The organism is Gabonibacter chumensis (genome assembly GCF_024741215.1).
Taxonomy (GTDB): Bacteria; Bacteroidota; Bacteroidia; order Bacteroidales; family Marinifilaceae; genus Gabonibacter; species Gabonibacter massiliensis.
The window spans coordinates 1,101,236-1,126,761 of the sequence record NZ_JANSKB010000001.1 but is presented as its reverse complement, the minus strand read 5'-3'; the positions used below and the strand labels follow the sequence as shown (position 1 = coordinate 1,126,761).

General features: G+C 43.0%; 23 protein-coding genes. 13 read left to right on the top strand and 10 right to left on the bottom strand.

The features are described 5' to 3' along the window. The first annotated feature begins 10 nt into the window (after positions 1-10). The 8 genes from NVS78_RS04800 (at position 11) to NVS78_RS04765 (ending at position 8,028) form a co-directional block, all read left to right on the top strand. On the top strand, positions 11-1,189 hold the full coding sequence (locus NVS78_RS04800) for an efflux RND transporter periplasmic adaptor subunit (RefSeq protein WP_286358148.1): 1,179 nt from the start codon (positions 11-13) through the stop codon (positions 1,187-1,189). Between the two features lie 20 nt (positions 1,190-1,209). Then, entirely contained in the window at positions 1,210-1,950 is a 741-nt protein-coding gene (locus NVS78_RS04795) for an ABC transporter ATP-binding protein (RefSeq protein WP_286358147.1), read from the top strand. Between the two features lie 17 nt (positions 1,951-1,967). Beyond that, positions 1,968-3,188, top strand: coding sequence for an ABC transporter permease (locus tag NVS78_RS04790; RefSeq protein ID WP_286358146.1), 1,221 nt, complete (start codon positions 1,968-1,970; stop codon positions 3,186-3,188). 66 nt (positions 3,189-3,254) lie between these two features. Then, positions 3,255-4,340 carry a sensor histidine kinase gene (locus NVS78_RS04785; protein ID WP_286358145.1) on the top strand — a complete coding sequence of 362 codons (1,086 nt, stop codon included), beginning with the start codon at positions 3,255-3,257 and terminating at the stop codon, positions 4,338-4,340. Between the two features lie 12 nt (positions 4,341-4,352). Further along, on the top strand, positions 4,353-5,066 hold the full coding sequence (locus tag NVS78_RS04780; RefSeq protein ID WP_286358144.1) for a LytR/AlgR family response regulator transcription factor: 714 nt from the start codon (positions 4,353-4,355) through the stop codon (positions 5,064-5,066). Between the two features lie 171 nt (positions 5,067-5,237). Next, positions 5,238-6,416: an AIR synthase related protein gene (locus NVS78_RS04775; protein ID WP_286358143.1), complete on the top strand. Its 1,179-nt coding sequence runs from the start codon at positions 5,238-5,240 to the stop codon at positions 6,414-6,416. Positions 6,417-6,461: 45 nt separating this feature from the next. Continuing rightward, positions 6,462-7,196: a hypothetical protein gene (locus NVS78_RS04770; protein ID WP_059026494.1), complete on the top strand. Its 735-nt coding sequence runs from the start codon at positions 6,462-6,464 to the stop codon at positions 7,194-7,196. Continuing rightward, complete coding sequence (locus NVS78_RS04765; protein ID WP_286358142.1) at positions 7,186-8,028, top strand: hypothetical protein; 843 nt, start codon at positions 7,186-7,188, stop codon at positions 8,026-8,028. Before NVS78_RS04770 ends, NVS78_RS04765 begins: the two co-directional genes overlap by 11 nt. Before the next feature lie 8 nt (positions 8,029-8,036). Here NVS78_RS04765 and NVS78_RS04760 read toward each other — a convergent pair whose 3' ends face one another. The 9 genes from NVS78_RS04760 to NVS78_RS04720 form a co-directional block, all read right to left on the bottom strand. Next, entirely contained in the window at positions 8,037-11,144 is a 3,108-nt protein-coding gene (locus NVS78_RS04760) for an AsmA family protein (RefSeq protein WP_286358141.1), read from the bottom strand. A 46-nt stretch (positions 11,145-11,190) separates the two neighbouring features. Then, a complete protein-coding gene (locus tag NVS78_RS04755) occupies positions 11,191-12,333 on the bottom strand; it encodes an exo-beta-N-acetylmuramidase NamZ family protein (RefSeq protein ID WP_286358140.1) in 1,143 nt (380 codons plus the stop codon). Between the two features lie 19 nt (positions 12,334-12,352). Continuing rightward, a complete protein-coding gene (locus tag NVS78_RS04750; protein WP_286358139.1) occupies positions 12,353-13,354 on the bottom strand; it encodes a DUF4837 family protein in 1,002 nt (333 codons plus the stop codon). A gap of 46 nt (positions 13,355-13,400) precedes the next feature. Continuing rightward, positions 13,401-14,162: a DUF3108 domain-containing protein gene (locus tag NVS78_RS04745; protein ID WP_286358138.1), complete on the bottom strand. Its 762-nt coding sequence runs from the start codon at positions 14,160-14,162 to the stop codon at positions 13,401-13,403. Beyond that, positions 14,163-16,088 carry an Ig-like domain-containing protein gene (locus tag NVS78_RS04740; RefSeq protein WP_286358137.1) on the bottom strand — a complete coding sequence of 642 codons (1,926 nt, stop codon included), beginning with the start codon at positions 16,086-16,088 and terminating at the stop codon, positions 14,163-14,165. It abuts the gene before it with no gap. Between the two features lie 193 nt (positions 16,089-16,281). Beyond that, positions 16,282-16,686 carry an MSCRAMM family protein gene (locus NVS78_RS04735; RefSeq protein WP_286358136.1) on the bottom strand — a complete coding sequence of 135 codons (405 nt, stop codon included), beginning with the start codon at positions 16,684-16,686 and terminating at the stop codon, positions 16,282-16,284. Between the two features lie 312 nt (positions 16,687-16,998). Then, the gene (locus tag NVS78_RS04730; RefSeq protein WP_286358135.1) at positions 16,999-17,679 is read right to left on the bottom strand and encodes a ComF family protein; all 681 of its coding nucleotides are present in this window, start codon (positions 17,677-17,679) and stop codon (positions 16,999-17,001) included. 64 nt (positions 17,680-17,743) lie between these two features. Further along, positions 17,744-18,508 carry an energy transducer TonB gene (locus NVS78_RS04725; RefSeq protein WP_286358134.1) on the bottom strand — a complete coding sequence of 255 codons (765 nt, stop codon included), beginning with the start codon at positions 18,506-18,508 and terminating at the stop codon, positions 17,744-17,746. Beyond that, the gene (locus NVS78_RS04720; RefSeq protein WP_286358133.1) at positions 18,505-19,722 is read right to left on the bottom strand and encodes an ABC transporter permease; all 1,218 of its coding nucleotides are present in this window, start codon (positions 19,720-19,722) and stop codon (positions 18,505-18,507) included. The genes NVS78_RS04725 and NVS78_RS04720 overlap by 4 nt, the downstream gene beginning before the upstream one ends. A 253-nt stretch (positions 19,723-19,975) precedes the next feature. Here NVS78_RS04720 and NVS78_RS04715 point away from each other — a divergent pair, with 253 nt between their 5' ends. From NVS78_RS04715 to NVS78_RS04695, 5 genes are all read left to right on the top strand, one after another. Next, complete coding sequence (locus tag NVS78_RS04715; protein ID WP_286358132.1) at positions 19,976-21,295, top strand: pyridoxal phosphate-dependent aminotransferase; 1,320 nt, start codon at positions 19,976-19,978, stop codon at positions 21,293-21,295. A 173-nt stretch (positions 21,296-21,468) separates the two neighbouring features. Then, the gene (locus NVS78_RS04710; RefSeq protein ID WP_041504133.1) at positions 21,469-21,696 is read left to right on the top strand and encodes a 4Fe-4S binding protein; all 228 of its coding nucleotides are present in this window, start codon (positions 21,469-21,471) and stop codon (positions 21,694-21,696) included. Positions 21,697-21,715: 19 nt separating this feature from the next. Beyond that, complete coding sequence (locus tag NVS78_RS04705; protein WP_041504132.1) at positions 21,716-22,801, top strand: 3-methyl-2-oxobutanoate dehydrogenase subunit VorB; 1,086 nt, start codon at positions 21,716-21,718, stop codon at positions 22,799-22,801. A 3-nt stretch (positions 22,802-22,804) separates the two neighbouring features. Then, the gene (locus NVS78_RS04700; protein ID WP_041504131.1) at positions 22,805-23,572 is read left to right on the top strand and encodes a thiamine pyrophosphate-dependent enzyme; all 768 of its coding nucleotides are present in this window, start codon (positions 22,805-22,807) and stop codon (positions 23,570-23,572) included. 82 nt (positions 23,573-23,654) lie between these two features. Then, positions 23,655-24,206: a 2-oxoacid:ferredoxin oxidoreductase subunit gamma family protein gene (locus tag NVS78_RS04695; protein ID WP_041504130.1), complete on the top strand. Its 552-nt coding sequence runs from the start codon at positions 23,655-23,657 to the stop codon at positions 24,204-24,206. A gap of 33 nt (positions 24,207-24,239) precedes the next feature. Here the strand turns inward: NVS78_RS04695 and NVS78_RS04690 are convergent, their stop codons facing one another. Then, on the bottom strand, positions 24,240-25,526 hold the full coding sequence (locus NVS78_RS04690; RefSeq protein WP_286358131.1) for a thioredoxin family protein: 1,287 nt from the start codon (positions 25,524-25,526) through the stop codon (positions 24,240-24,242).

Here is a 25,526-nt window from a genome sequence, read left to right as displayed (position 1 = left end):
CCGAAATAGAATGAAAAAAATAGCGATCATCATCATTGTCTTGGCTGTTATCGCGGGCCTTTTTTTTATCTTCCGTTCAAGAGAAAATAAAACAGTCACATACGAAACGACCACGATAAAAAAGGGTTCCATCAACACGACAGTAACGGCTACCGGAACCATCGAACCCATTACGAAAGTAGATGTAGGTACGCAGGTATCCGGCACGATTTCCCGCCTTTACGTGGATTATAATTCCGTCGTAAAAAAAGGGCAACTGATTGCAGAGCTCGATCGTACGTTACTGGAAGCGGCCATGGCTTCCGACTCAGCCAACATGGAATCCAGCAAGAGCGAATACGAATACCAGAAAAAGAATTTCGCCAGACTATCCGGTTTGCATGAAAAGAGATTGATCAGTGATACGGAATTCGAAACAGCCCAGTACGAGTATGAAAAAGCAAAACTATCCTACGAGAAAGCCATCGCCGATCTTGTAAAAGCAAAATCCAACCTAAGTTATGCAACCATCTATTCCCCGATCGACGGCGTCGTTCTTTCCAGAGAAGTAGAAGAAGGACAAACCGTTGCCGCAAGTTTCGAAACACCCACCATGTTTACCATTGCCAACGATCTACGCAAGATGCAAGTGATCGCGGATGTAGATGAAGCCGATATCGGCCAGGTCGAAGAGGGGCAACGCGTAACTTTTACCGTAGATGCCTTTCCGGACGATATATTCGAAGGGGATGTTACCCAGGTCCGGCTACAATCTACCACGACCAACAACGTTGTTACCTACGAAGTCGTTATCGATGCGCCGAATCCGGATTTAAAACTGAAACCGGGCCTAACAGCCAATATTACGGTCTACACGATGGAGAAACACGACGTTATGCTCGTCCCCTTAAAAGCCTTCCGTTTTACTCCCGAGCCGGCTAACCCGGCCGCTGCCGCCCCGATGACTGCCGCCCCGGTTGTAGCCAAAGGAGGAGAAAAAACGGTATGGATACAAACGGACGGAGGGATCACTCCCAAAGTCGTAAAAACCGGTGTTTCGGATGGCATCAATATGGAGATAAAAGAGGGTATACAAGAGGGCGATAAAGTAGTCGTCGGAATAAACCGAGGCAAAACCGCCATGGGAGCCCCCGGAGATAACTCTTCCAATCCGTTTATGCCACAACGCCCAGGCAGTAAAAAGAAATAAATACAACAAAATAGGATCTCATGAATACAATAATAAAAATAGAAAACCTGAGGAGGGATTTTAAAGTAGGATCGGAAACGGTACACGCCTTACGGGGAATTTCGTTTTCCATCCAGGAAGGGGAATTCGTCACGATAATGGGAACGAGCGGTTCGGGGAAATCCACTCTACTCAATATCTTGGGATGCCTCGACACTCCCACCTCAGGAAACTATTTTTTAGACGGCATATCTGCTCGCGAAATGGGCAAAAACGAAAGGGCCACATTACGAAATCGTAAAATCGGATTCGTTTTTCAATCTTACAACTTATTACCCAAAACCACGGCATGGGAAAACGTGGAACTTCCGTTGCTGTACAATCCGGCCGTATCCTCTAAAGTGCGTAAGGAAAAAGCGATCAGGGCATTGGAAGACGTAGGATTGTCGGATCGTCTCAATCACCGCTCCAATCAAATGTCCGGAGGGCAGCAACAACGTGTCGCCATCGCACGCGCCATCGTAAACGATCCGGTCATTTTGCTGGCCGACGAGGCTACCGGAAATTTGGACAGCAGGACTTCTTACGAGATATTGACCCTGTTTCAACGACTTCATTCGGAAGGAAGAACGATTATCTTCGTCACCCACAACCCCGAGATTGCCCAATTCAGCAGTAGAAATATCGTATTACGCGACGGTCATATCATCGAAGACAAGACAAACCGACATGTCGCTTCCGCCAAAGAAGCATTGGAAGCTCTTCCTAAAGAAAACGACTAATTTAATAATAGCTCACGATGAATTACGGTAATCTGATACAAATTGCTCTCAGAGCACTGAATAACAACAAGTTCAGAGGATTTTTAACCATGTTGGGAATCATCATCGGGGTTGCCTCGGTGATCTCCATGCTGGCCATCGGCCAAGGTTCCAAACGCAGTATCCGAGCCCAAATATCCGAAATGGGTTCCAACATGATCATGATCCACCCGGGTAACGGAAAATTCGGAGGCGTACGCCAAAGTGCCAGCGATATGCAAACCTTAAAGCTGGAAGACTATCAAAGTATTGTAAGAGACGTCGATCTCATCAGCAAATGTACTCCTACGGTCAATACCGGCGGACAGGTTATCTACGGTGCGAACAATGCGCCGACAACCATATACGGCGTCAACCAGGACTATTTAGATATCCGGAAATTTTCTATCGGAGAAGGGGAGATGTTTACCGACCATGACATAAAAACCTCGGCAAAAGTATGTGTCGTAGGAAAAACGGTTGTCAATAATCTTTTTACGAAAGGAGAAGACCCGTTAGGCAAGACCATCCGTTTCAATAAAACACCGTTCAGGATCATCGGAGTATTGACACCCAAGGGTTATAACTCCATGGGACAAGACCAGGACGACATGATTATAGCCCCTTATACCACCATTCAAAAACGACTGTTGGCCATTACATACATACACGGTATATTCGCCTCCGCACTTACGGAAGAAGACTCGGAAGAGGCCATAGAAGAGATTGGGGCAGTTCTCCGTCAAAATCACAAGATTCCTACCGGAGAAGAGGACGATTTTCATGTCCGTTCACAGGAAGAACTCAGCTCTATGCTTAGCACGACGACCGATTTAATGACCGTACTTCTGGCCTGTATCGCGGGGATATCCCTGTTAGTGGGAGGTATTGGCATTATGAATATCATGTACGTCTCCGTTACCGAACGCACGCGGGAGATCGGCCTCCGGATGTCCATAGGGGCCAAAGGACGACATATCCTTTTCCAATTCCTCATAGAAGCAGTTATCATTAGCGTTACCGGAGGAATTATCGGCGTCATCCTCGGTATCGGCTCTTCCATGGTCATTAAATACGTCATCGGATGGCCCGTTTATATTCAAATCTATTCGGTCGTCTTATCCTTTTTGGTTTGTACGGCCACCGGAATATTTTTCGGATGGTATCCGGCAGAGAAAGCTTCTAACTTGGATCCCATAGATGCCATTCGATACGAATAATAAGGGCAAAACGAAAGTTTTTACCGTAAATAGCAAAACATATAGCGTAAATCAGTAGCTTTGCTTATGTTCAATAAAGACGATATGCAGAAAATCGGTAACCGGAAGCATTTATTAGTAGCCATTCACGTGATCGGCTGGGGAATCTTCTTCGCTTTTCCCTTATTCTTTACCAGAAACGATCATCAGTTCATCGTCACGTTAAGATGGTATTTAGGATATTTTCTTTTACCGCTATCCTGCATGATCGTTTTCTATGCCAACTATTTCTGTTTTATCGATCATATTCTTTTCCCTAAAAAGATTTTCCGTTTTATCGTGATCAACCTGTTAGTTATCATACTACTCGGACTACTTTTACATTTTTGGCAAGAGTTTTATCGTACCTACATCAGCCCTCCCGAACCGGAAGAAGTAGTAGCCTTACGAAAAGTACTTCCCAAACCACCCCGCATTCTTTTTTTAAGTCGGGACATGCTATTAATGGGGCTCACGGTTGCCCTAAGCATGGCCATCAAAATGACCAGTAACTGGTATAAAACAGAGGGTGAAAAAAGAGAGTTGGAAAAAGCAAAGGCAGAAGCGGAACTAAAAAACCTGAAGAGTCAATTAAATCCTCATTTTTTATTCAATACGCTTAATAACATCTACTCGTTGATTGCCATCGACCCGGAACGGGCCCAGCTCGCAATTCACGATCTGAGCCGATTGTTACGTCACGTGTTGTATGATAACAACCAAAATCTCGTTCCCATAGACCGGGAATTCATATTCATGAAAAGCTATATCGAACTGATGAGCCTGCGCCTCCCCAAACACACTCGCCTGGAAGTAAACATACCGGAAGAGGGGAAAGGCGTCATGATTGCCCCGTTACTTTTTATCACATTGATCGAGAATGCCTTCAAACACGGGATAAGCAATACTCAAGATTCTTTTATCCGTATACGAATGGAATTGCAGGAACCACAAAGAGTAAGTTGTATCGTGGAAAACAGTTATTTTCCTAAAAATGACGAAGACAGAAGCGGTTCCGGAATCGGAATCCCAAATTTACAACGACGTTTGCAACTACTCTATCCGGGAAAATACATTTTAAAAATCGAAAAAGCAGACGACCGTTTCATGGCCCGACTCATTATTAACTTCTAATATTCAACTGATATGACATTAAATTGTATTATCGTAGACGATGAACCTTTAGCTTTGGATCTGTTGGAAAGTTATGTCCGGAAAACCCCTTTCCTGCACCTTGTCGGACGATGCGATAATGCTTTGGATGTCATCTCTTTACTGGAGAAGGAATCGATAGAAGTAGCCTTTCTGGATATACAGATGCCCGACTTGAACGGCCTGGAACTCTCCCGTATGATCGGAAATAAAACAAAAGTCATTTTCACTACCGCCTTCGAGCAATATGCCATAGAAGGCTTCAAGGTCGATGCGTTGGATTACCTGTTAAAACCTTTCAACTATGCCGAATTTTTTAAAGCCGCCACGAAAGCATTGCACTGGTATGAAATGACACGAGGCTCCGCACCCCGCAAAAATCCGGAAAGTATATTTGTAAAAAGCGACTATAAACTCATCCAAATAGAACTACAACACATTTTGTACATCGAGGGAGTGAAAGACTACATTAAAATACAAACCGACGATTCGGAAAAAAGTATTCTTACCCTGATGAGCATGAAAACAATCGAAGAATACCTTCCCTCCGATACTTTTATCCGGGTACATCGCTCTTATATCGTCAATATAAACAAGATCAAAACGATCGAACGCAATCGGATCGTTTTCGGTAAACTCTATATTCCCGTATCGGATTCATATAAAGATCATTTTACGGAATTATTGGAACGAAGAGCCTTAAATTAAGAGCAATTCCCGGAAGTATCCACCGAGTAAATTCTAAACATAGTTTCGATTATTATTGAAAATTATCCTAACTTTGCAAAAGACAAAAAGAGTGTACGCACGTGCAAGCAAGGAGAATTAATTTCCTGACAATAATATCATTAACATCACAAATTATCGATTCTGTCCGTTATGAGAAAAGACGAAAGATACAATAAGAGGGGAGTTTCAGCTTCTAAGGAAGATGTCCATAATGCTATCAAAAATTTGGATAAAGGCCTATTTCCAAAGGCATTCTGTAAAATTGTCCCCGACTATTTAGGCGGTTTAAAAAGCTATTGCAATATCATGCACGCGGACGGAGCCGGTACGAAATCCTCTTTGGCTTACCTCTATTGGAAGGAGACCGGAGATATTTCGGTATGGAAAGGTATCGCGCAGGATGCTTTAATCATGAATATCGATGATCTTCTCTGCGTTGGAGCCGTGGACAATATCTTGTTATCCTCTACCATCGGAAGAAATAAAAACCGGATCCCCGGTGAAGTCATCGCCGCTATCATCAACGGAACGGAAGAATTAATCGAAGAGTACCGAAAATTAGGAGTAAATATTTACTCCACGGGGGGAGAGACCGCCGATGTGGGAGATCTCGTACGGACTATCATCGTGGATTCCACGGTTACCTGCCGGATGAAGCGGAAAGATGTTATTTCGAATGACCGGATAAAAGCCGGAGATGTCATTATAGGCCTCTCCTCTTACGGCCAAGCGACTTACGAAAGCGAGTACAATGGCGGTATGGGGTCTAACGGACTTACTTCCGCCCGACACGATGTTTTTGCCAAATACCTGGCCGTCAAGTACCCTGAAAGTTATGACAATGCCGTTCCCGAAGAGCTGGTATACGCCGGGAAATGCAAACTAACGGATAAAATAGCGGAATTAGGAATAGATGCCGGAAAACTGGTATTATCCCCGACGCGGACTTATATTCCGGTCATAAAGCAGGTATTGGATAGATACCGGAAAGAGATACACGGCATGGTGCATTGTTCCGGCGGAGCCCAGACCAAAGTGATGAACTTTGTCGAAAAAATGCATATCGTAAAAGATCATCTTTTCCCCGTTCCGCCTCTATTCAAATTGATACAGGAACAATCCGGCACGCCATGGGAGGAGATGTACAAGGTATTCAACATGGGTCACCGGATGGAAATATATGTAAATGAAGAGATTGCGGATGAAATCATCGCTATTTCCCAACGTTTCAATATCGACGCGCAAATCGTAGGACGTTGTTACGACAGTGAAAAGAATGAGCTTACCATTATCAGTGAATTCGGAAAATTTTACTATGATGGTTTATAAACACGGGGCATAAAACGTGATCTTGTATCATAAAACCGACGCGTAATGATAGAAGATTTTTTGGTCAACTTCGGTTCAAGCATTGCATTTGTTTTTTTGGGAAGCCTTGCTTCCTGGGTATATCGTACGGTCAACACCGTCAGACCGGTTAAAAAACTCTGGCGGATCTCGCATCCGCAAGAGCTGATTATTTGTACGGCAACATCCACCAAAACGAACACGGGAAAATACCTCAGACCGGCGACCGGTATCGGACAAGTCAGGGCATTGGGACACGCTGTCGAATCCTTAAGTAAAGCCTATAATATCAAAATAGACAATATCCTTTTCTCCGACGATCAGGTTCAAAAGAAAATAGAAAAAGACATCATTATCTTAGGCGGTCCCAAAAACAACATCATCTCCAAACTGTTTTTGGATAAGTTCCGGGAGGCAAAAGATATCGTTTATCAAACAGAAAATACGATCTCTTGGAAAACCGATCAGGGGGTAGAGGAATACAACGGTATAGAAGAAGATCAAAAAGTCATCAAAGACTACGGGGTAGTTATCCGGGGTATCAATCCGTTCTCTTCCCCGGCCTCAAAAAGTACCTTCTGCCTGTTCACGGGATGTCATACCTATGGCACAATTGCCGCTGCCAATTATTTTACCGAGATACACGTCAACTCACAAAAAATAATATCGAAAGGCAAAAAAAACATTGTACTTTTAGTCGAATGCGACGTATTGGACGGATTCCCCGTTTGTATTAAAAAGATTAAGGAATATGAGTTTTAAAGTAATCGAAAAATTTATCCTTGGGAAATCACGGGATATCTCAAAATGTGAAGACAGAATAGTCGTCACCGATCATTTCGCGTGTTTGATCGATGGTGCAACCAGTAAATCCGATATCGATTTCGACTCTAAAACCCAGGGCGTGATTGCCGGAGAATTGATCGAAAAAGTCGTTCGTTCCATGCCGAACGATATCACACTCCCTTCTTTTATTTCTGAAATTAATAAGCAATTTCACTCTTTCTACGCCGGAGTCGGCATGACGGACCACATGGAAAAACATCCGGTAGATAAACTCAACGCCTCCCTCATCATCTATTCGGATCACCATAACGAAGTATGGTCTGTCGGAGATTGTCAGGCCATCATTGATAATACCTTTTTCAGAAAAACTAAAATCATCGATACGATCCTTTCCGACTTAAGAGCTTTCATAACAGAAAGTTGCATCAGGCAAGGCATGAGTACGGAAGAGCTACTGATTAAAGATAGAGGACGCGAAAAGATTCTCGAATACTTAAAAGAGCAAACCCTGTTTCAAAACCATTTCCCCGATAGCATGTATTCTTATGGTGTTCTGGACGGTTCTCCCATTGCTCCCACGCAAGTGGAAAACATCTCTCTGACCGGTTCGGACTCCCCATACTTGATTTTGGCCACAGACGGCTACCCCAAACTCTTTCCCTCCTTATCCGAATCGGAAGCATACCTGGAATATATCCTGAAGAACGACCCGCTATGCTACCATCTCTTCAAGTCCACCAAAGGACTGAAAAAAGGGAATAATTCCTTCGACGACAGAGCCTTTATTAAGATCGAACGACTCCCTTAACAACAAGTTTATTCGTCAGCCGCCTGTTTGACGGATTGCAGCAATTGCCGGATCTGTTTACGCAGGTTAAGTTGCGTACTGTCCACTTTCGCCCTTCGTGAAGGAATAAAAATATCTTTGTACTTCGCTTTCGTAATCCGGAACTTCATCTTTTCCAAAGAACCGGAAATATCGACCCCCGCTCTGAAAGGTATGGGAGATTTCAATAGAGAAACATGATATTTAAAAGTCATGTCAATATGATGCTCCCCTCCGACAGCCACTTTATATCGGTCCATCTCTATCATAAAAGGGAATATCTCTATGACCCCGTTCTTAATCAAAAAATCGACCGAAACACTATCGATCATATTCCGATTTTTATTCTTAAACATCAACATTTTGGATATTTCGGCAAAAGTTTCACCATCCAACAACACCAAATCCTTCCCGTCCAAATAAGCCGCTGCACGCAAAGTAGGCAGATCGATCATCATCGTGGAGTCCAAATCCGCTTCCGCCGCAATATGAAAATCAACCATTCCCTCGAAAGATCGCAACATCGGGAATAAGGTATCCAGAGAAGGCATGAAGTTAATCAACGAAGCGACATGAATATCATCCATCCGCAAATCAAAACCGGCATAAGCCCGTTCCGGAGTGGAAGCTTTATACAACATCGTCGTCTTCATATCAGCCGCCATAGAACGCAAACTCAGGTCGGACAATTCAATACACTGATTGCGCATGATCATCTCTCCATGGATACTGTCCAACTCCAATTTACCATACAAAACCTTATTGATCTGCGTTTCGAACTTAAAATCGATACCGGGAGGAACGACAAAAACAGCCATCGTACTATCAGCCACGTAAGTAGAATCGGCCGAAAGATCCAACTCCTCCAACTCCTCCTCACTCATCTCTTCCTCGTTTATCCCCCAGATTTTAGATCGATTCGCCTCTCCGACCTCCATCGCTTTCATCAATTGATTACAGTCTATCATTTTTGATCGTACGGCCAGCTCAGCCTTTAATTCACCTTTATGCAAAAAAGCATCGGCAAGATTATAGACGGCTCCTGTCAGCAAAACATCCGAATGTCCTATTCTCAATTGGGCTCCATTCAATTCGATACGACCGGGAGCCAGAGTGATTTTCGTAGCGGGCATCCTCATCCGTAACGGAAACATGGGCGTATACACGCCTAAATTTCGAAAACCGATTACACCGGAAGTCTTCCAGATCCGCTTATCCTCTTTATTCATAACGCTCGTCAAATCGAAACCGGCCTTCTCCATCCTCAACCGATTGCCTAACGCCCGAATTCGCAAACTATCCATCTCCACACTCGCCTTTGCCTGAGGGACCTTTTTATCCGACGGAGAAGGACCTAAAGAGAGCTTCGCCTTGCTGTTACCCATCATCAGGGAAAGCGTATCATCCACCGTAAGTCTGATCCGACCGAAACGTATGTTCGCGGACATGGAAGCTACCGCCGTCGTATCTCGCAAGGGAGAGGTTTTCACGTGCACGTAAGAAGTATCCATATGAAACACCAACCGCTCTTTCATATTGATGTCCACGCTATCAAAACCGAAGATACCGTTAAGCAGATTTTTTCCCTGCCATATCGTATCGTCTTTCATGTTCGTACCGAAACCCAACCCGATGGATTTCGAACGGAACAGAAAACTATCCCTCTCACTCTTCAACACCACATCCTTCAAGCGGCATCCTCCCCGAATATCCATTCTTCCGTAATTTGCGGACTTTATATCCGACAACAGTATATTCACCTTCAATACCGAATTCAATTCTCCTTTCATAGAGACTCCTTCCTCCAACGGAAATATCTGAGTCAAAGAAGTAAAATCGACCACGGCATTTATGTTCGACAGCAACCGGGGCGCCGTAATCAAGTCCTGTATCTCCGCGCTCAAATCCACTTCAGTGGAAGCACCTTTCAAATAGAGCCGGCTCACTTTGACATACGAAGGTTGCTGACGTTGCAAATCCACCTGCCCCTCCACATCTAACTCCAACTTCTCTAAGGCATAAGGCATTCCCTCGTAACGAACCGCTCCATCATTAATTCTTATACGGCTCGTAATAATAGGAATCCGATCCTTCCCGTATATTCCCTTTATCGTTCCGTTGCATAACACGCTTCCTTCGACCTCCGCTTTTTTATCCCGCTTTAAGATCGCGGGAGGGACCAGATCCAGTACCGTTTTCAGAGAAGGAACCTGCATACCGAATTTCATATCCACATCTAACGTGCGGGTAACGGAATCTCCCCGGCACTCACCTCCCAAACCGAACTTCAATCCGTTGATATTCATAACAGCCCGATCCAACGTGTACAACAATGAATCCCTGTCAATACTCATTCCGCTCTTGAGACCCAAAGTAACGTTTTTGACCAACAGTTCTCCCTGTTGCCAGAACAAAAGGTTCTCCATTTGTATCTCGACATCCAGACGAGACTTACGGCGGGCAAAGGCGCCGTCTATTCCGACCCCGAGATTCTCCATCCTCGCGTATACCTGATTCGCCCGATCGTCGAATATCAACATACCTTCCTTAATACGCACGTTCTTTATATCAATGGAATTTATCGTCTTCACGGAAGAGGTATCGGGAGTCACTTCCGGTAAAGAATCAGTATTCGCTATTTTCATTACATCCCAACCGGGCACTCCCTCTTCATTCACGTAAGCGTATATCCGGGGTTTCTCGATCAATAGCTCTTTTATCACAACATCCTTACGAGACAGATAAGCCATAGGATCTACCGTCATCAAACAACGTTGGAAGCTCATCAACGAATCGGTAGAGACATACATCGATACACTATCTTGAAAAACCTTCGTTACCACCTCTCCATGCCGAACATCCAAACCAAAATTGGGAAACGTAGAGAAAAAAGTAAGTTCGATCGAATCGAAATGTACCTTCGCGTTTAACATGTCATTAGCAATCCTCTCGACAACAGGAGTCAATTTTTGCGGAGTGAAAATAAAATGAATAAGTATACCTACTCCGATACTTACTAATATCAACAAAGAAAACAAGGTAATAACCGTCCATTTTACCAAACGCCATACGATACTCTTTCTCTTTTTCTCTTTCATAACCTTCCACTAACTTAATTTACAATGACCTTTACAACTATTTCAATCATCTATAAAGTAAATATTTTACCCGTATCTCACGGAATGCTTGCAAATCCGTCTGCCAAGAATCCCGAATCTCCTCTTCGCTCTCTCCCGATAATATCGCTTTTCGGAGCGAATCGTTTCCTGCCAATTTATCAAAAAACGACGTAAAAAAAGACTCTTCTCCTTCGTAATTCCGGTAGGCTAACAACAACCAAGCCAAATTGATCCTTTTTTGTTCCCAAATAGTACGATACTCATTTCTCAAATCCATACCATAACACAATTGTCCTTCACACTTAGGAGATTCACTCATTCCTTTTATGGAGCGAGGAATATAAGAATATGACATGTTTTTCAAATCCGGATGCCCGAAAACCTGAAAAGGGGTCAGAGTTCCCCTACCCTCATTTACAACCGTACCTTCAAAAAAACAGATCGAAGGATACAAGATAACAGAAACAGAATCCGGCAAATTCGGAGAAGGTTTTCGCGATAGATCCACCGCCTCTTCCCGGTTCCAGTTTTCACAAGGCACAACCGTCAACCGACAATTTCGTTTTCCGTTCAACCATCCCTCCCCATTAATCATAAGCGCATACTCCCCTATCGTCATCCCGTACACGACAGGAACCGGATGCATACCCACGAAAGAAGCATACGGCTCTTGCAATACCGGGCCATCCACGTAAAAAGCATTCGGGTTCGGCCGATCCATTACGAGCAAAGGTATTCCATTCTCGGCACAAGCCTCCATAACGTAATGAAGCGTAGAGATATAAGTATAAAAACGGACACCTACGTCCTGAATGTCAAATACCATCAAATCTATTCCTTGCAGATCTTTTGCGGTAGGTTTTTTCTTTTTACCATATAACGATATAACCTTCAAATGACTTTTAGCATCCGTATAATCCCCCGTCAGTCGACCCGCTTCCGCCTCCCCCCGAAAACCGTGTTCCGGCGAAAAGATCCGAACCAATTCAACCCCTTTATCCCGCAAAAAGTCAACACTATGTTGTTCTTTTACCATGGAAGTGTGATTGGCCACGATCCCTACCCGCTTTCCTTCTAATGTTTCGCGATAGAGTTCATACCGCTCTATCCCGTTTCGAATATTTACGCAAATAGCATCCGTACCGACGGATGCTATTATTAACAACATAATCAAAAATTTCATGTGCTTATTTCTCTTTTTTCGGTTCTTCGTAGTTAATCTCCATCGTATTCAGAATGGCTTCAACCTGTTTAACCATATTCCGCTTATTCTCATTAGGATAATATACATACCCCATCAGATAGATTATGCGGTTATGCTCCTGATCCAAAACAACATTTAACACGAAAGGCCCTGCCATAAAATCATTTATCACAGTCCACAACCCCCGAATCATTATCGCGTAATTCCCCTGATAATCGTATTGCACCGCGGTATAGCGTATATCCGTATCAATTGCCATATAAGAACCTTTCAGGGGACCGGGTATAAATTGCTTCAATTTTTCATTTACCGTTTCGATAATCACACGGTCGTTGAACTGATTCTGATCTCTATACTCCTCGGTAAAGAAACAAATCCCCTTACTATCCCGGGTCGTCTCGCTGGATATCCAGACAAATCCGGTAGTATCCTTATTGACATAGTATCCGGTAGGGCAATACAATAAAATATCGTACTTCTTTTTAAAAAGATTGAATATACGGGAATCGGCCGTCCGCTTGTAAATAGAAACCAGCCGATCCTTTTCCGCCTTCGTATATACCCCTAACATTCTTCTCTTATTCGCTTCAAAAATATCCATGAACTCCTTATTATTAGGAGCTTTTATTTTAAAATACACCTGACTTTTGGCCCACGGACTATTCATATATTGAATAGAAGCAGAATCAATAGAAGGAGAAATCTCTACTTTCAGGATATTACGATGTCCCTTTATATTTTTATCAAAATGCAATTCCGGCAAATTCAGCATATCAAAAAGCGGTTCTACTTGCGGTAATCCTTCCTGATCCTGTTGAAACCATGCGCGAATGGAATCCCCGACCTGTCCATCCCAAACGTTTTTATCAGCTATCACCAAGATCTCGTTTACCTTTCCGGAGACCGCTGGAGACATGTTCTTCATCGCGTTTTTACAACTTGCAAAAAGTACGACGGATACCAGAATAATTATAAATTTCTTCATATGTCAAATTGTTAATTTCCGATTCTTCCAAAACAAAAAACGCCAGTTACCAATAAACACTATTCGCTTCATCTAAAATCCCTTTCACCGAACCGACCAAAATCTTCGCCTCTACCATTACCGGTACCCGATACTCATCGTCACTCACCCAAATTTTCATATTTTCTCCCCCTTTAAATACTTCTCCTTCCACCAACAAAGGAGAAAAAACATGACACGACCGCTTTCCCTTTCCTGTCTTTACCTTATCCCGTCCCAAATAGCGCACATAAAGTTCATAAATTTTTTCATCGATCAAAATACGTATCGGGATCATGTCGTTTTTTTTATACTTCGCAAAATCCAAGTTACGGGCTAACCAAGCCACGGAAAGCATATCATAGGTTCCTTCCTGTAAGGGGATCGTATCCTTCCGGACATATTTTCCGATCCGTTCTATCTCCGAATAGATAACATCATTGTCATAATTCCAAACATAATCGAATGTTTTATGGTAATTTCCTTCATGCGCCTTCCTCGAAAATTCATAGGGCATAAAAGTAAGACTATCGTGATAAGAAATCAACGTATCCCGTAATTTGAAAACCCAATCCCAAGAAGGATTGGAACTTCCCACGGCAAACAGTCGCTGGGCATTGGGATACTTATCGGAAGGAGTCAGAGTAAACTCGACAGAACCGGCCTTGATCCATACGAACCCCCAATTATAATACCCGGTATAAGTCAGTTTTTCCAATGGCTTATCCTTCTCCTGTGAAAAAAGAGACAAACTAAAGAATAATACACCGATCAATAATGTTGTCTTCATTTATCTGTTCCTACCTCTCTTGTTATTTTTTTCATCTTCGTTGTTCTTCTTGCTCGGGTCCTCCCTCACGTAGGTCTTCTTTACATCGAACTCCTGCTCCACGTCAAAATTCCGTTTTATCTTAAAGTCCAAGGGGAAATATTTTATCTCCTCAGGCTGAATTCGCTTTAAATAATTTCCGGTATCCCATTTTCCATTTCCATTTCTATCCATGATCGCCCGAATCATATAGGTCCCCTCGTTCAAATAATCGAACGTCACTCTACCATCTTCAAAGACCTGCTTCTCCTGCAATATCTTCAAATCTTTATCGCTTCCTTGATAAAGTTGTACAACGACAGGCATCTCAACTCCCGTAACATTCAAAAAGATCTTTCCATAATCCTCTTCTGCTTTTGTCTTAAACGTCTTTTCAACTTTTTTGTTATACAATCCATACATGTTATGCATGGCCATGGAATCGATTGTCAGCTGATATTCCGTCTCCGGCTTCCACTTATGATCCAAGTAAAACCGACGGATTTTTAAACTATCCTGTCTTACCTCAAAAGGAATAGCCACCCAATTCGAATCCACTTTCTCAAAAAGTTTTATTTTCTCCATTTCGGAAGGCCGAATCGGCTTATCAAAATCCAACACGATATTTCGGTTCAAATCAAAGACCGGAGCTATATTCGAAGTAAATTCTATAAATTTCAACTCCGGTTTATCTTCCTCTTCATCGTCTTTTTTCTTCTTTTTCTTGGATAATACCTTATCCTTATAGTTCAATTTGACCGTATCCTTTGTCCAGGCCATACGACGCAAAGAATCCGTCCTCATGTAGGTCAACTCCACCACCAATGAATCGATTTTATAAACAGAGGAATCCTTTATCCATAACTTTAAGGTATCGTTACCTGCCGAACGTTCCGTAATATACCAATCCTCATCCACACCATCCAGCAAATGCAAACCCAATAATTTAGCTTTTAACCGATTATCCCCCGGAATACTAAACAAAAACTCCAATCGCTCCCGTTCCTCCCGAAGTTCGTTATCCAAATACAATTGGGTAGGTTCCTCCTCGAACATGCTCATAAACAAATTAGAAGGGCCATACAATATGTATTCCCGTTGCACGACCGTATCCCTGGTCAACGGCTTAACACTCAGCTCGCCTTTTCTCGAATGCCTTACTTCTATTTTGGTCGTATCGGGCCGTATCGTATCCCATCTCATCACCCGGCTCATCACGGGTCTTACCAATGTATCCACGAAAGCGACCCGGTCATTCTCAGGCGTAAATTTATTATCCCGATTGGCATCCTCGATAGCCAACACCCGGTACACGGCATCCTTTATATTCGTTACCCGGAACATTCCGGCGCTATCCGTACGCGCCAGGTAACTGGGTAATTCCAATATAGCCGCGGAATCGGCATGGTTTTCATAAAACAACACCATGGCATTGAGCAAAGGCAACTGAGTCTGAGCATCAATTACCTTCCCGCTTAATTCCATAGAATCAATGGTACTACCCGTGGAAAAAACATAACGATAATACCCTAACGGGTTTCCTTCATTATTATCCACGATGGCGTCTGCAAAGTCCAATGTATAAGTAGTATTCGGCTTCAGCGTGTCGGCACTCAGATCCACAACGATATACTTTCCGCGTAAACTAACCTTTGGATTCTTTTTAGCAGGGGGAGACATTACAAACTTGTTATTGATCTCCTTCAATTGTACAAATTCATCGAAGTAAATACTTACCCGCTTCGCATTAAAATCGACAGTAAAAGAGGCAGGTTCTTCTTTAATCACCTTGGGAGGAATTTCATCCTTTATTCCACCTTCCGGATAACCCCTGTTAGCACAAGCATATATGATCAACGACACGCCAATAGCCGCAAAACAAAAAGCATTCCAAAAAAACTTACTCATAATCCTCCTAAAATTAATTCTACAAATTTATAAAAAAGTTCGGACTACCTTTCCTCCATTCCTATAAACCTTAAAATTAATCGCTTTTTTTACGACATGGTATTTCTATTTAAGAAAACAGAAGATATCCCACTCTTTCCCCCCTCCAGTACTACTCACGATATGCTCCCACCGAGCACCCCACCAAGTCTCTTTAAAAAATAGATAAAACAATCAAATTTCCCAAACAGAACTCGTTACTTTTTTCGGTCAAAAAGAAATAGACATTCTCCTTTTCACTTAATCGCAAGAATTCATGAGCCTGCGAATTATAACCGGCATTAGAGACTTCCACCTTGTATTTACCTCCTACCTTCAAATTAGCGAACACAACCTCGCCGCCCCGCCCGGTCGTCATTTTACCGACCTCAACCCAACCCTTATCCGTATGTTCATAGAGCTTCACTTCCGCTCCAGATATCGGAAATTTCAAATTACTATCCATCACCTCCACCACGATTACACCTTTCTTCTCCACCGCATTATTCGCTAAAGTATAAAGACCGAAAACGGAAAGGAAAAATAAGATACAAGTTGCTTTCAAAATCATCGTTCTCATGGCTGCAAAATTTAGATTAATAAAATAAGATTCCATATTATATTTCTATTTTACATCCCCTAATAATAAACATCAATGAACACGATCCGCACGGGGCTCGCTGTCCCTATCGCACGCGTATGCATTCGCGAATCAGGATGCCACCCGCATGTTTTTTAATTTATCAGGAGAGAAAAACTTGCATCCACGGACAATAAAAAATAGATGAGATGACCAGAAAACAATTTTTATCCCCCCTTTGGTTTATCAGTTGTTCAAAAATAAAAAATTAAATCCAGAAATCAAAACAATAAATATAAAAAATTAACACAATTACTCCTTTGCCACGGCAAGACAGGCCACACTTACCGTCAAACCGGGAATTTCATTTAATACTTTAAGAAACGAGGTTAAGGTTGATCCTGTCGTGATCACATCATCGACTACTAAAATATGCTTCCCGCACAACAGGGCAACTTCGTTCAACCGGAAAATCCGTTTCACGTTTTCAGCCCGTTGCTCAACCGTCAACCCCGTTTGGGAGGGATTATTGACAACCCGGGAAACAACATGATCCATCACGGGTACTTGTAACACCTCCGCGATTCCGACCGCGATCTCCCTGGCCTGATTGAAACCTCGCCTCTTTTCCCGTTTCGGATGAAGAGGTAAAGGAATAATCCCGTCGAACTCCTCTCCTCCGACGATTCGTTCTCCCAGCATGGCTCCCAGAAAACACCCGACCTTTCGCTTGGAACGATATTTTACGGCAAAAATCAAATTTCGATAGTCACTGTATCGACTATAATAAAACAAAGAGTAGACCGATTTCATCCGGCATACCTGATCGAATTGCAGAAACAGATCGTCATGCAAACCGTAACTGTACGGGAAATCATACAGACACGCGGAGCAAATATGTTTTTCCCCTGTAACCAACACCTCTTTACAAACTTCGCACATCCGGGGATAAAACAGATCCACGAAAGCTGAAAAATAGGAAACGAGAGTCATACTTTATCTTGTTAAATCACATTTTTATTTCTTCCCCTCCGGTTTCCTTTTGGTTTTATCCGTACTATTGTTTTACAAAATTATACGTGATTGTTCCCGACTGATGTTCAGGAGCTTTGTCATCTTGATTAAACCGGGAGCGCAAGGCAGCATCCGCTGCCACTTCCCTCAGGCAATCATCTTGTTTAGACTCCTTGTCTATGATTTCCGCCTTCACCACGCGTCCCTTTCGGTTTACGACAATAGCCACAACCACCTTTCCCCCGTATTCGCATTTAAAAATGGGTATGGGTAAAAAAACTTTATATCGTTTTTCCAACTTATACGAAACACTGCTCTTTCCCACGTAAACGATCGATTGCAAGGAATCCAATTTTCGTTGTCGTTCGTCTTTCGCGTGTTGCAAGCTATCCGTCTTATAATGTTTATCTTTTTTAGCCCGATAACGATTACCGTAGCTTCCTTTCAACTCCTCCTGTATCTCTTTGATATACTCCTGCACGTTTTCTACCGGATCGCTATCGGATCGCTTTTCATTTTTCACGTCCTCGTTTACGGCAATCGAACGCAACATCTCCTCCACTTCATCATTAGCCCGTTGACGAACGAGCTCTTTTTTCTCTTCTATCATCTGTTGAACGACTTCCGGTTCCGGCATCTCCAGTACAATCTCGACCTCCTTATGCACGTTCATTTTAGATATTCCCATGCTCAACAGCCCGATCGCCAGCAACAAATGGAAAATAAGAGTCCCCATCAAACCGTGTTTATGGATATAAATAAACTCTTTCCATTTTCCCAAATACGTATCCCAACTTTCTATTTTCATTCGAACCGGATTGATTTTATCGGATTAATCTTAGATATCAGCATCGTCGGCACAACCAGCATAAGCAATGTTACCACAATTACACCTATATTCAAAAACAAGATATACCATCCGTTAAAATAGATCGGCACGGTACTCATGTAGTACGTGACCGGATCCAATTTCACCACTTCAAAATAATATTGTATGCCCGCCAATAAAAAAGCCAGCAAATTTCCCCAAATCATACCTTTCACGATCAATCCGGCAGAAATGTATAAAAATAAACGCCTCAAGGATATATTTTTACAACCGAGAGCTTTCAATATGCCGATTAAGGTTGTCTTATCCAAAATCAAAATCAACAAGCCGGACACCATATTAAACCCCGCCACGGTCACGAGCAGAACCAAAATAACCCAAACATTCACATTCAACAGGTTCAGCCAATCGAATATCTGCGGTGCAATATCTCCTAATGTTTTCACCTCACAACTCTCGTTCATATCATAAAGCAAATCGTCCACCCGGTCCCCATACTCGTTTACCCTCTCCACATCGAATAACTCCACCGCAACTCCCCCCAACTGTCCCGGCTCCCAGCCATTCAATTTAGCAAGATGCCTCCGATCCGCCAATACCGATACGTCGTCGTATTCCTTGAACCCGGTATCATAAATTCCCGACACCCTAAAAGCCCTCGCGCGAGGAGGTTCCTGCACAAAATGAGCGATAATCTTATCCCCCGCGCTCACGTTCAAATAATCCGCGACAAAAGCCGAGATCAATATTTCCTCAGAAGCTTTAGACGTTGAAAAATCAGGCATTTTACCCTCTTTCAAATTCCGTTGAAAAAAAACTTGGTCGTAGGTAGAATCCACACCTTTCAAGACCACTCCGTGAATTTCCGATTTGCTTTTCAATATCGCGGGTTTCTCGATATAACCGTACACCTCTTTTACCCCGTCCATCCGCTTCAATCTTGCCATCAGGGAATCAGCCCGCAAAATCGCCCCGTTCGACGTTTCATAAGGCACGATATTCAAATGCGACGTAAAACCGGATAATTTCCACGTTATTTCATGCTTGAAGCCGATGATGATAAATACAGAAAGCAACATCACGCACAGCCCCAAGGCAATCCCGCCGATCGCGATCTTAACGATGGGAACGGACACGGATTTCTCCGCGTCTCCTTTTAATAACCTGCGTGCAATAAACCACTCTATATTCACGAAATATCGTTTTAACGTTCAGACAAAAGTAAACAAATTTCTACGGCCTACAAAAGAAAGAGAAGCTTTCCCCGAACATCTTCCTATTGGTCGCATTGACACCTTAACAGAATCTATAATTTAAAATTAAATTATTTTAGTCATTCTCGCTTCAAATTTAAAACGATTTCGAGAATTATCCTGATAAATTTTTATTAAACTTGCACCTACGCGAAAAGATGAAAATAAAATCCAGATAAATATCAAATATCGTATGCAGAACAATCTAATAGACACGAAAATTGTCGACCAGAAACTGGAACTCTGCGGAATCCGGAACATGGAAGACGCAACGATCCGGGATATCGTAAAAGTAGTAAATATGGTCGAAAACGAAAGCGGAGAAAAATTCATTCGCATGGAGATGGGAGTACCGGGTCTTCCTCCCTCGTCAATCGGCATTCAGGCCGAAATCGACGCTCTCCGGCAAGGTGTAGCCCAATTCTATCCCATGCTCGAAGGGCATAAAGAATTCAAAGAAGAGGGTTCCAAATTCGTGAAAAATTTCATGGATATAGAGATCAAACCGGAAGGTATTGTTCCCACCGTAGGATCCATGCAAGCGTGCTACGCATCATTCATGGCGGTGACCGAATGTCAAAAAGGCAAAGATACCGTATTATTTATCGATCCGGGATTTCCTGTTCAGAAAACGCAGATGCAAGTAATCGGTAAACCGTTCGAATCGTTTGATGTCTATAATTACAGAGGGGATAAATTACGGGAAAAATTAGAGGAACATCTTTCAAAAGGCAATATCGCAGCCATCCTATACAGCAACCCGAACAATCCCGCCTGGATCTGTTTTACGGAAAAAGAGTTGCAGATCATCGGACAATTAGCCGATAAATACGATGTAATCGTTTTGGAGGATTTAGCCTATTTTGCCATGGACTTCCGCAAGGATCTTTCCAAACCGGGCGTTCCGCCGTTCCAGGCTACCGTCGCGAAATATACCTCGAACTATATCGTCATGATCTCAGGTTCGAAGTTATTCAGTTACGCCGGACAACGTTTGGGAATCATGTGTATATCCGATGCACTTTACAATCGTAAATTCGAAAACTTACAACAGCGTTTCGGAGGGCTGGGAACGTTAGGTTATACTCTTGTCAACCGGATTATCTATACCCTCTCTTCCGGGACGACGCACTCCTGTCAATACGCCATGAGTGCCATCTTAAAAGCCGCTAATGAAGGCCGAATAAATATTTTGGACGGGGTTCGCGAATACGCGGAGCGGGCACATGCCATGAAAACCCTCTTCACCCAATACGGATTCGAAATCGTTTATGACAAAGACATCGATCAACCTATTGCCGACGGCTTCTACTTCACCATCATCTATCCGGGAATGACCGGAGCCGAGTTAACCAAAGAGATTCTGTACTACGGGATATCGGCTATTCCTTTAAGAGACACGGGTTCAAAAAAACAAGGACTAAGAGCATGTGTTTCTCAAACAGCTTTGGACAGAATGCCGGCATTGGAAGAACGTTTAAAGGCCTTTCAAGCCGATCACGCGATAAAATAGGCCCCCAGAGAATCAGGTATAAAAGACATTCATTAAATAAACTCAAAACAACGTTAAATTTATGGCAAACTATTTTTACTATTCGATTTTAGTTTTTAATTTTATACCCGAAAATTTGTTACAAAATCAAAGATAAACACCGAAATAATTTATAAATCATAATCTATTCAGTTATGGCAAAATTTAGAGGCGCTGTAGTCGTAGATACAGAAAAATGCAAGGGATGTGGCCTATGCGTGGAGGCGTGCCCCACGAAGACACTTGGACTTGCCAAAGAAGTGAATGGTAAAGGATACCATTACTCTGAGATGGTAAACCCGGAAGCATGTATCGGTTGTGCCAGTTGTGGTATGGTATGTCCTGATGCAGTAATCACCGTTTACAAAATGAATGTACAATAAAGAATAAAAACTACCGAAAATGGCAGAAGTAAAATTAATGAAAGGTAATGAGGTAATAGCCGAAGCAGCCATTCGTTGCGGATGTGACGCTTATTATGGATACCCTATTACCCCGCAATCCGAAGTCATGGAGACTCTCATGTTAAGAAAACCATGGGAGGAGACAGGAATGGTCGTATTGCAGGCCGAAAGTGAATTGGCCTCTATCAACATGGTATACGGAGCCGCAGCATGCGGTAAAAAAGCGATGACTTCGTCATCCAGCCCCGGAGTATCGTTAATGCAAGAAGGTGTAACCTATCTGGCAGGAGCCGAAATTCCTTGCCTTCTTGTGGATGTTGTACGCGGAGGCCCAGGATTGGGAACCATCCAACCGGCACAAAGTGACTATTTCCAAGCAACCAAGGGCGGTGGACATGGAGACTATCGTCTCATCGTATTGGCTCCGGCATCCGTACAGGAGATGAACGATTTCGTAGGTCTTGGCTTCGACTTGGCATTCAAATATCGTAACCCGGCCATGATCCTTGCTGACGGTGTTATCGGTCAGATGATGGAAAAAGTCGAGTTAAGCGAATATAAACCCCGTTGGACCGAAGAAGAAATTTCCAAAATGTCTGAAGGATGGGCTTTGACCGGTAAAAAACCGAATCGCAAGCATAACATCATCACTTCTTTGGAGCTGGATTCTTACAAACAAGAGGTATTCAACCACAAACTCCAGGCTAAATACAGAGAGATGGAAGAAAACGAGGTACGTTTCGAAGAGATAAGCACAGAAGATGCAGAATATCTGTTCGTGGCCTACGGCTCCAGTTCCCGTATCTGTCAGAAGGCCGTTCAATTGGCCAGAGCCAAAGGTATCAAAGTAGGTATTCTTCGCCCGATCACCCTGTATCCTTTCCCGACGAAAGAGATCGCCAGACTGGCAAAACAAGTGAAAGGAATTCTTACGGTCGAGATGAGCGCCGGACAAATGGTAGAAGACGTTCGTTTGGCCGTGAACGGATTAATCCCGGTTGAACACTTCGGCCGTTTCGGTGGAGTGATCCCGACACCTGAAGAGATCGTTGAAGCACTTGAAAAACAAATTATAGGAGCATAAGCTATGTCAATAGAATTAAAAGATATAATTAAGGAAGAGAATCTTGTTTACAAGAAGACTCCTGTACTTACCGATAACATTATGCACTATTGCCCGGGTTGTTTACACGGGGTAGTTCATAAGCTTGTTGCGGAGGTAATCGAGGAAATGGGTATTCAGGACAAAACCATCGGTGTATCCCCGGTAGGTTGTTCGGTACTCGCGTACAACTATTTGGATATCGATTGGGCTGAAGCTGCTCACGGACGGGCTCCGGCCGTCGCTACCGGGATCAGTCGCGTCCACCCTGAAAAATACGTGTTCACGTATCAGGGAGACGGAGACTTGGCTTCCATCGGTTGCGGTGAAATCATGCACGCTTGTAACCGGGGAGAAAACATCGTCGTTATCTTTATCAACAATGCCATTTACGGTATGACCGGAGGACAAATGGCTCCCACGACGCTATTGGGTCAAGTAACCGCTACCACTCCTTACGGACGCGATGCCAAATTGAACGGTTTCCCCTTGAAAATTACCGAATTGATCGCTCAATTAGACGGAACCTGCTATGTAACTCGTCAGGCTGTTCATACTCCTGCTGCTGTTAGAAAAGCAAAAGCTGCCATCCGAAAAGCCTTCGAAAACACGAAGAAAGACAAAGGAACTTCTTTCGTGGAAGTAGTAAGTACTTGTAACTCCGGTTGGAAGATGGATCCGATTCAGGCTAACAAATGGATGGTGGAGAACATGTTCCCCAAATATCCGTTAGGAGACATGAAAGACATTTAATAATTGTAGATTTTAGATCGACGGTTGTAGATTACTTGTCTGAATCGCAAATCATAAATCGCAAATCGTAAATTTTAAAACTATGACAGAAGAAATTATTATAGCAGGATTCGGAGGTCAGGGAGTTCTTTCCATGGGAAAGATTTTAGCTTACTCCGGAATTATGCAAGATCAGGAAGTTGCCTGGATGCCTTCCTATGGTCCGGAAATGCGCGGAGGTACTGCCAACGTGACCGTGATCCTGAGCGACGAGCGCATCAGTTCCCCGATCTTGACCAAATACGATACCGCCATCGTTCTTAACCAACAATCCATGGATAAGTTCGAGGCGATGGTAAAACCCGGCGGAACCCTGATTTATGACCCGAACGGAATTACTCACGAACCGACAAGAAAAGACATCAACATCTACAAAATCGAAGGTACTGCTCTTGCCGTTGAAGCCGGTAATCCGAAAATCTTCAACATGATCGTCTTAGGCGGTTTCTTAAAAGTAAAACCCATCGTGAAGTTGGACAATGTTGAAAAAGGGCTACAAAAATCGCTTCCTCCCCGTCATCACAAGATGATCCCGATGAATATCGAGGCTATCCAAACGGGAATGCAACACGTTGAAGTCGTAAATCAACTGTAAATAAAAAACCTCGCCGGTCGGCGAGGTTTTTTATTACCTAATACCTAAATCCTTCAACTTCTGTACAACCTTATTCCTATAACTTTTGGCCGTTTCTTCATTCTTGATTTGACGAATCAAGGATTCAGCCTGATTATAACATATTCTTGCCTTTTTGTATTCACCCAGCCCTTTATAACAATCGCCTTTTAACAACACGATCCGCACGGGGAGTTGATTATCTATAATTGGCTCTTTTCCGGCAATATTCAACCAATTTAACCCTTGTTTATAAGCTACCTCACTCGTTATGTCCCCCAATCCCTCAAACATCGACTCGGTAAACCTCAAATAATCCGAAGCGGATGTCATTCCGTACTGTTTTACATAATCCTCTACTTCTCGAACGTATCGGACTACATCTTTCTCAAAATAGATTGCATAATCCATATCGAGTACATGCTTCATCCCTTCATACATCATTTCTGCCGGAATTCCCTGACTACGATACATTGGCATCATATCCCCTAATATGCGCTTGGCCTCCTTTTGATAATCTGTATCTCCCGCACGAGCCAACGCGTGCAAATATTCCCGATGTATACCTACCAGGTAACGAGCCAGAAGAGACGAATCCATTACCTGCTTATAAGGCTCCCAGTGTTTTACCATAAAATTCATAAAAAGATCGGATTTTACAGCCTTTTTATGATACTGGGAAATAATCAGAAAATCCGTTTCATTTATCATATTTTCCAATCCTTTACGTTTACAATATTCCGTAAATAACATATTCACGCGATCATTCCACATCTCTTTCTTCCCTTCTTCCAATCCCCACATAAAACGTGAATAATCCAAAAGTAAAGCTTGCTGAGAGACAAAATCCTTAGGATCTTTTCGAACAGCCTCATAAAGTTCTTCCGGTGTTTTTTGCTCGTGCAAAACCTCTTGCCCCAAATGAAGCAGCATGGACAAGTTCAACCCGCCCAATTGTTGTTTCACTACCTTTCCGCCCCCATTGACGAAAAACAGGACAGGCACGGACTTTATCTGCTGAGCTCTAACAAAAGACTTATTTTCCGGATGATCGATATTTAATTTATAACAGATAAAATGCCTGTTAAAATAATCTCCGGCAGTTTTTAAGGTGAATACCTTCTCAGCCATCTGTTTACAAGGGCCACACCAATCGGCATAAGCATCCACAAACAAAAGTTTATTTTGTTTCTTCGCCTCGGCCAACGCCTCATCGTACGTTCCCTCGAAGAAACGTATTCCTTGCCCCTTGGATACCCAAGGAATAAGGAGTAACATCGAAAATATTAAAATAACTCGCAT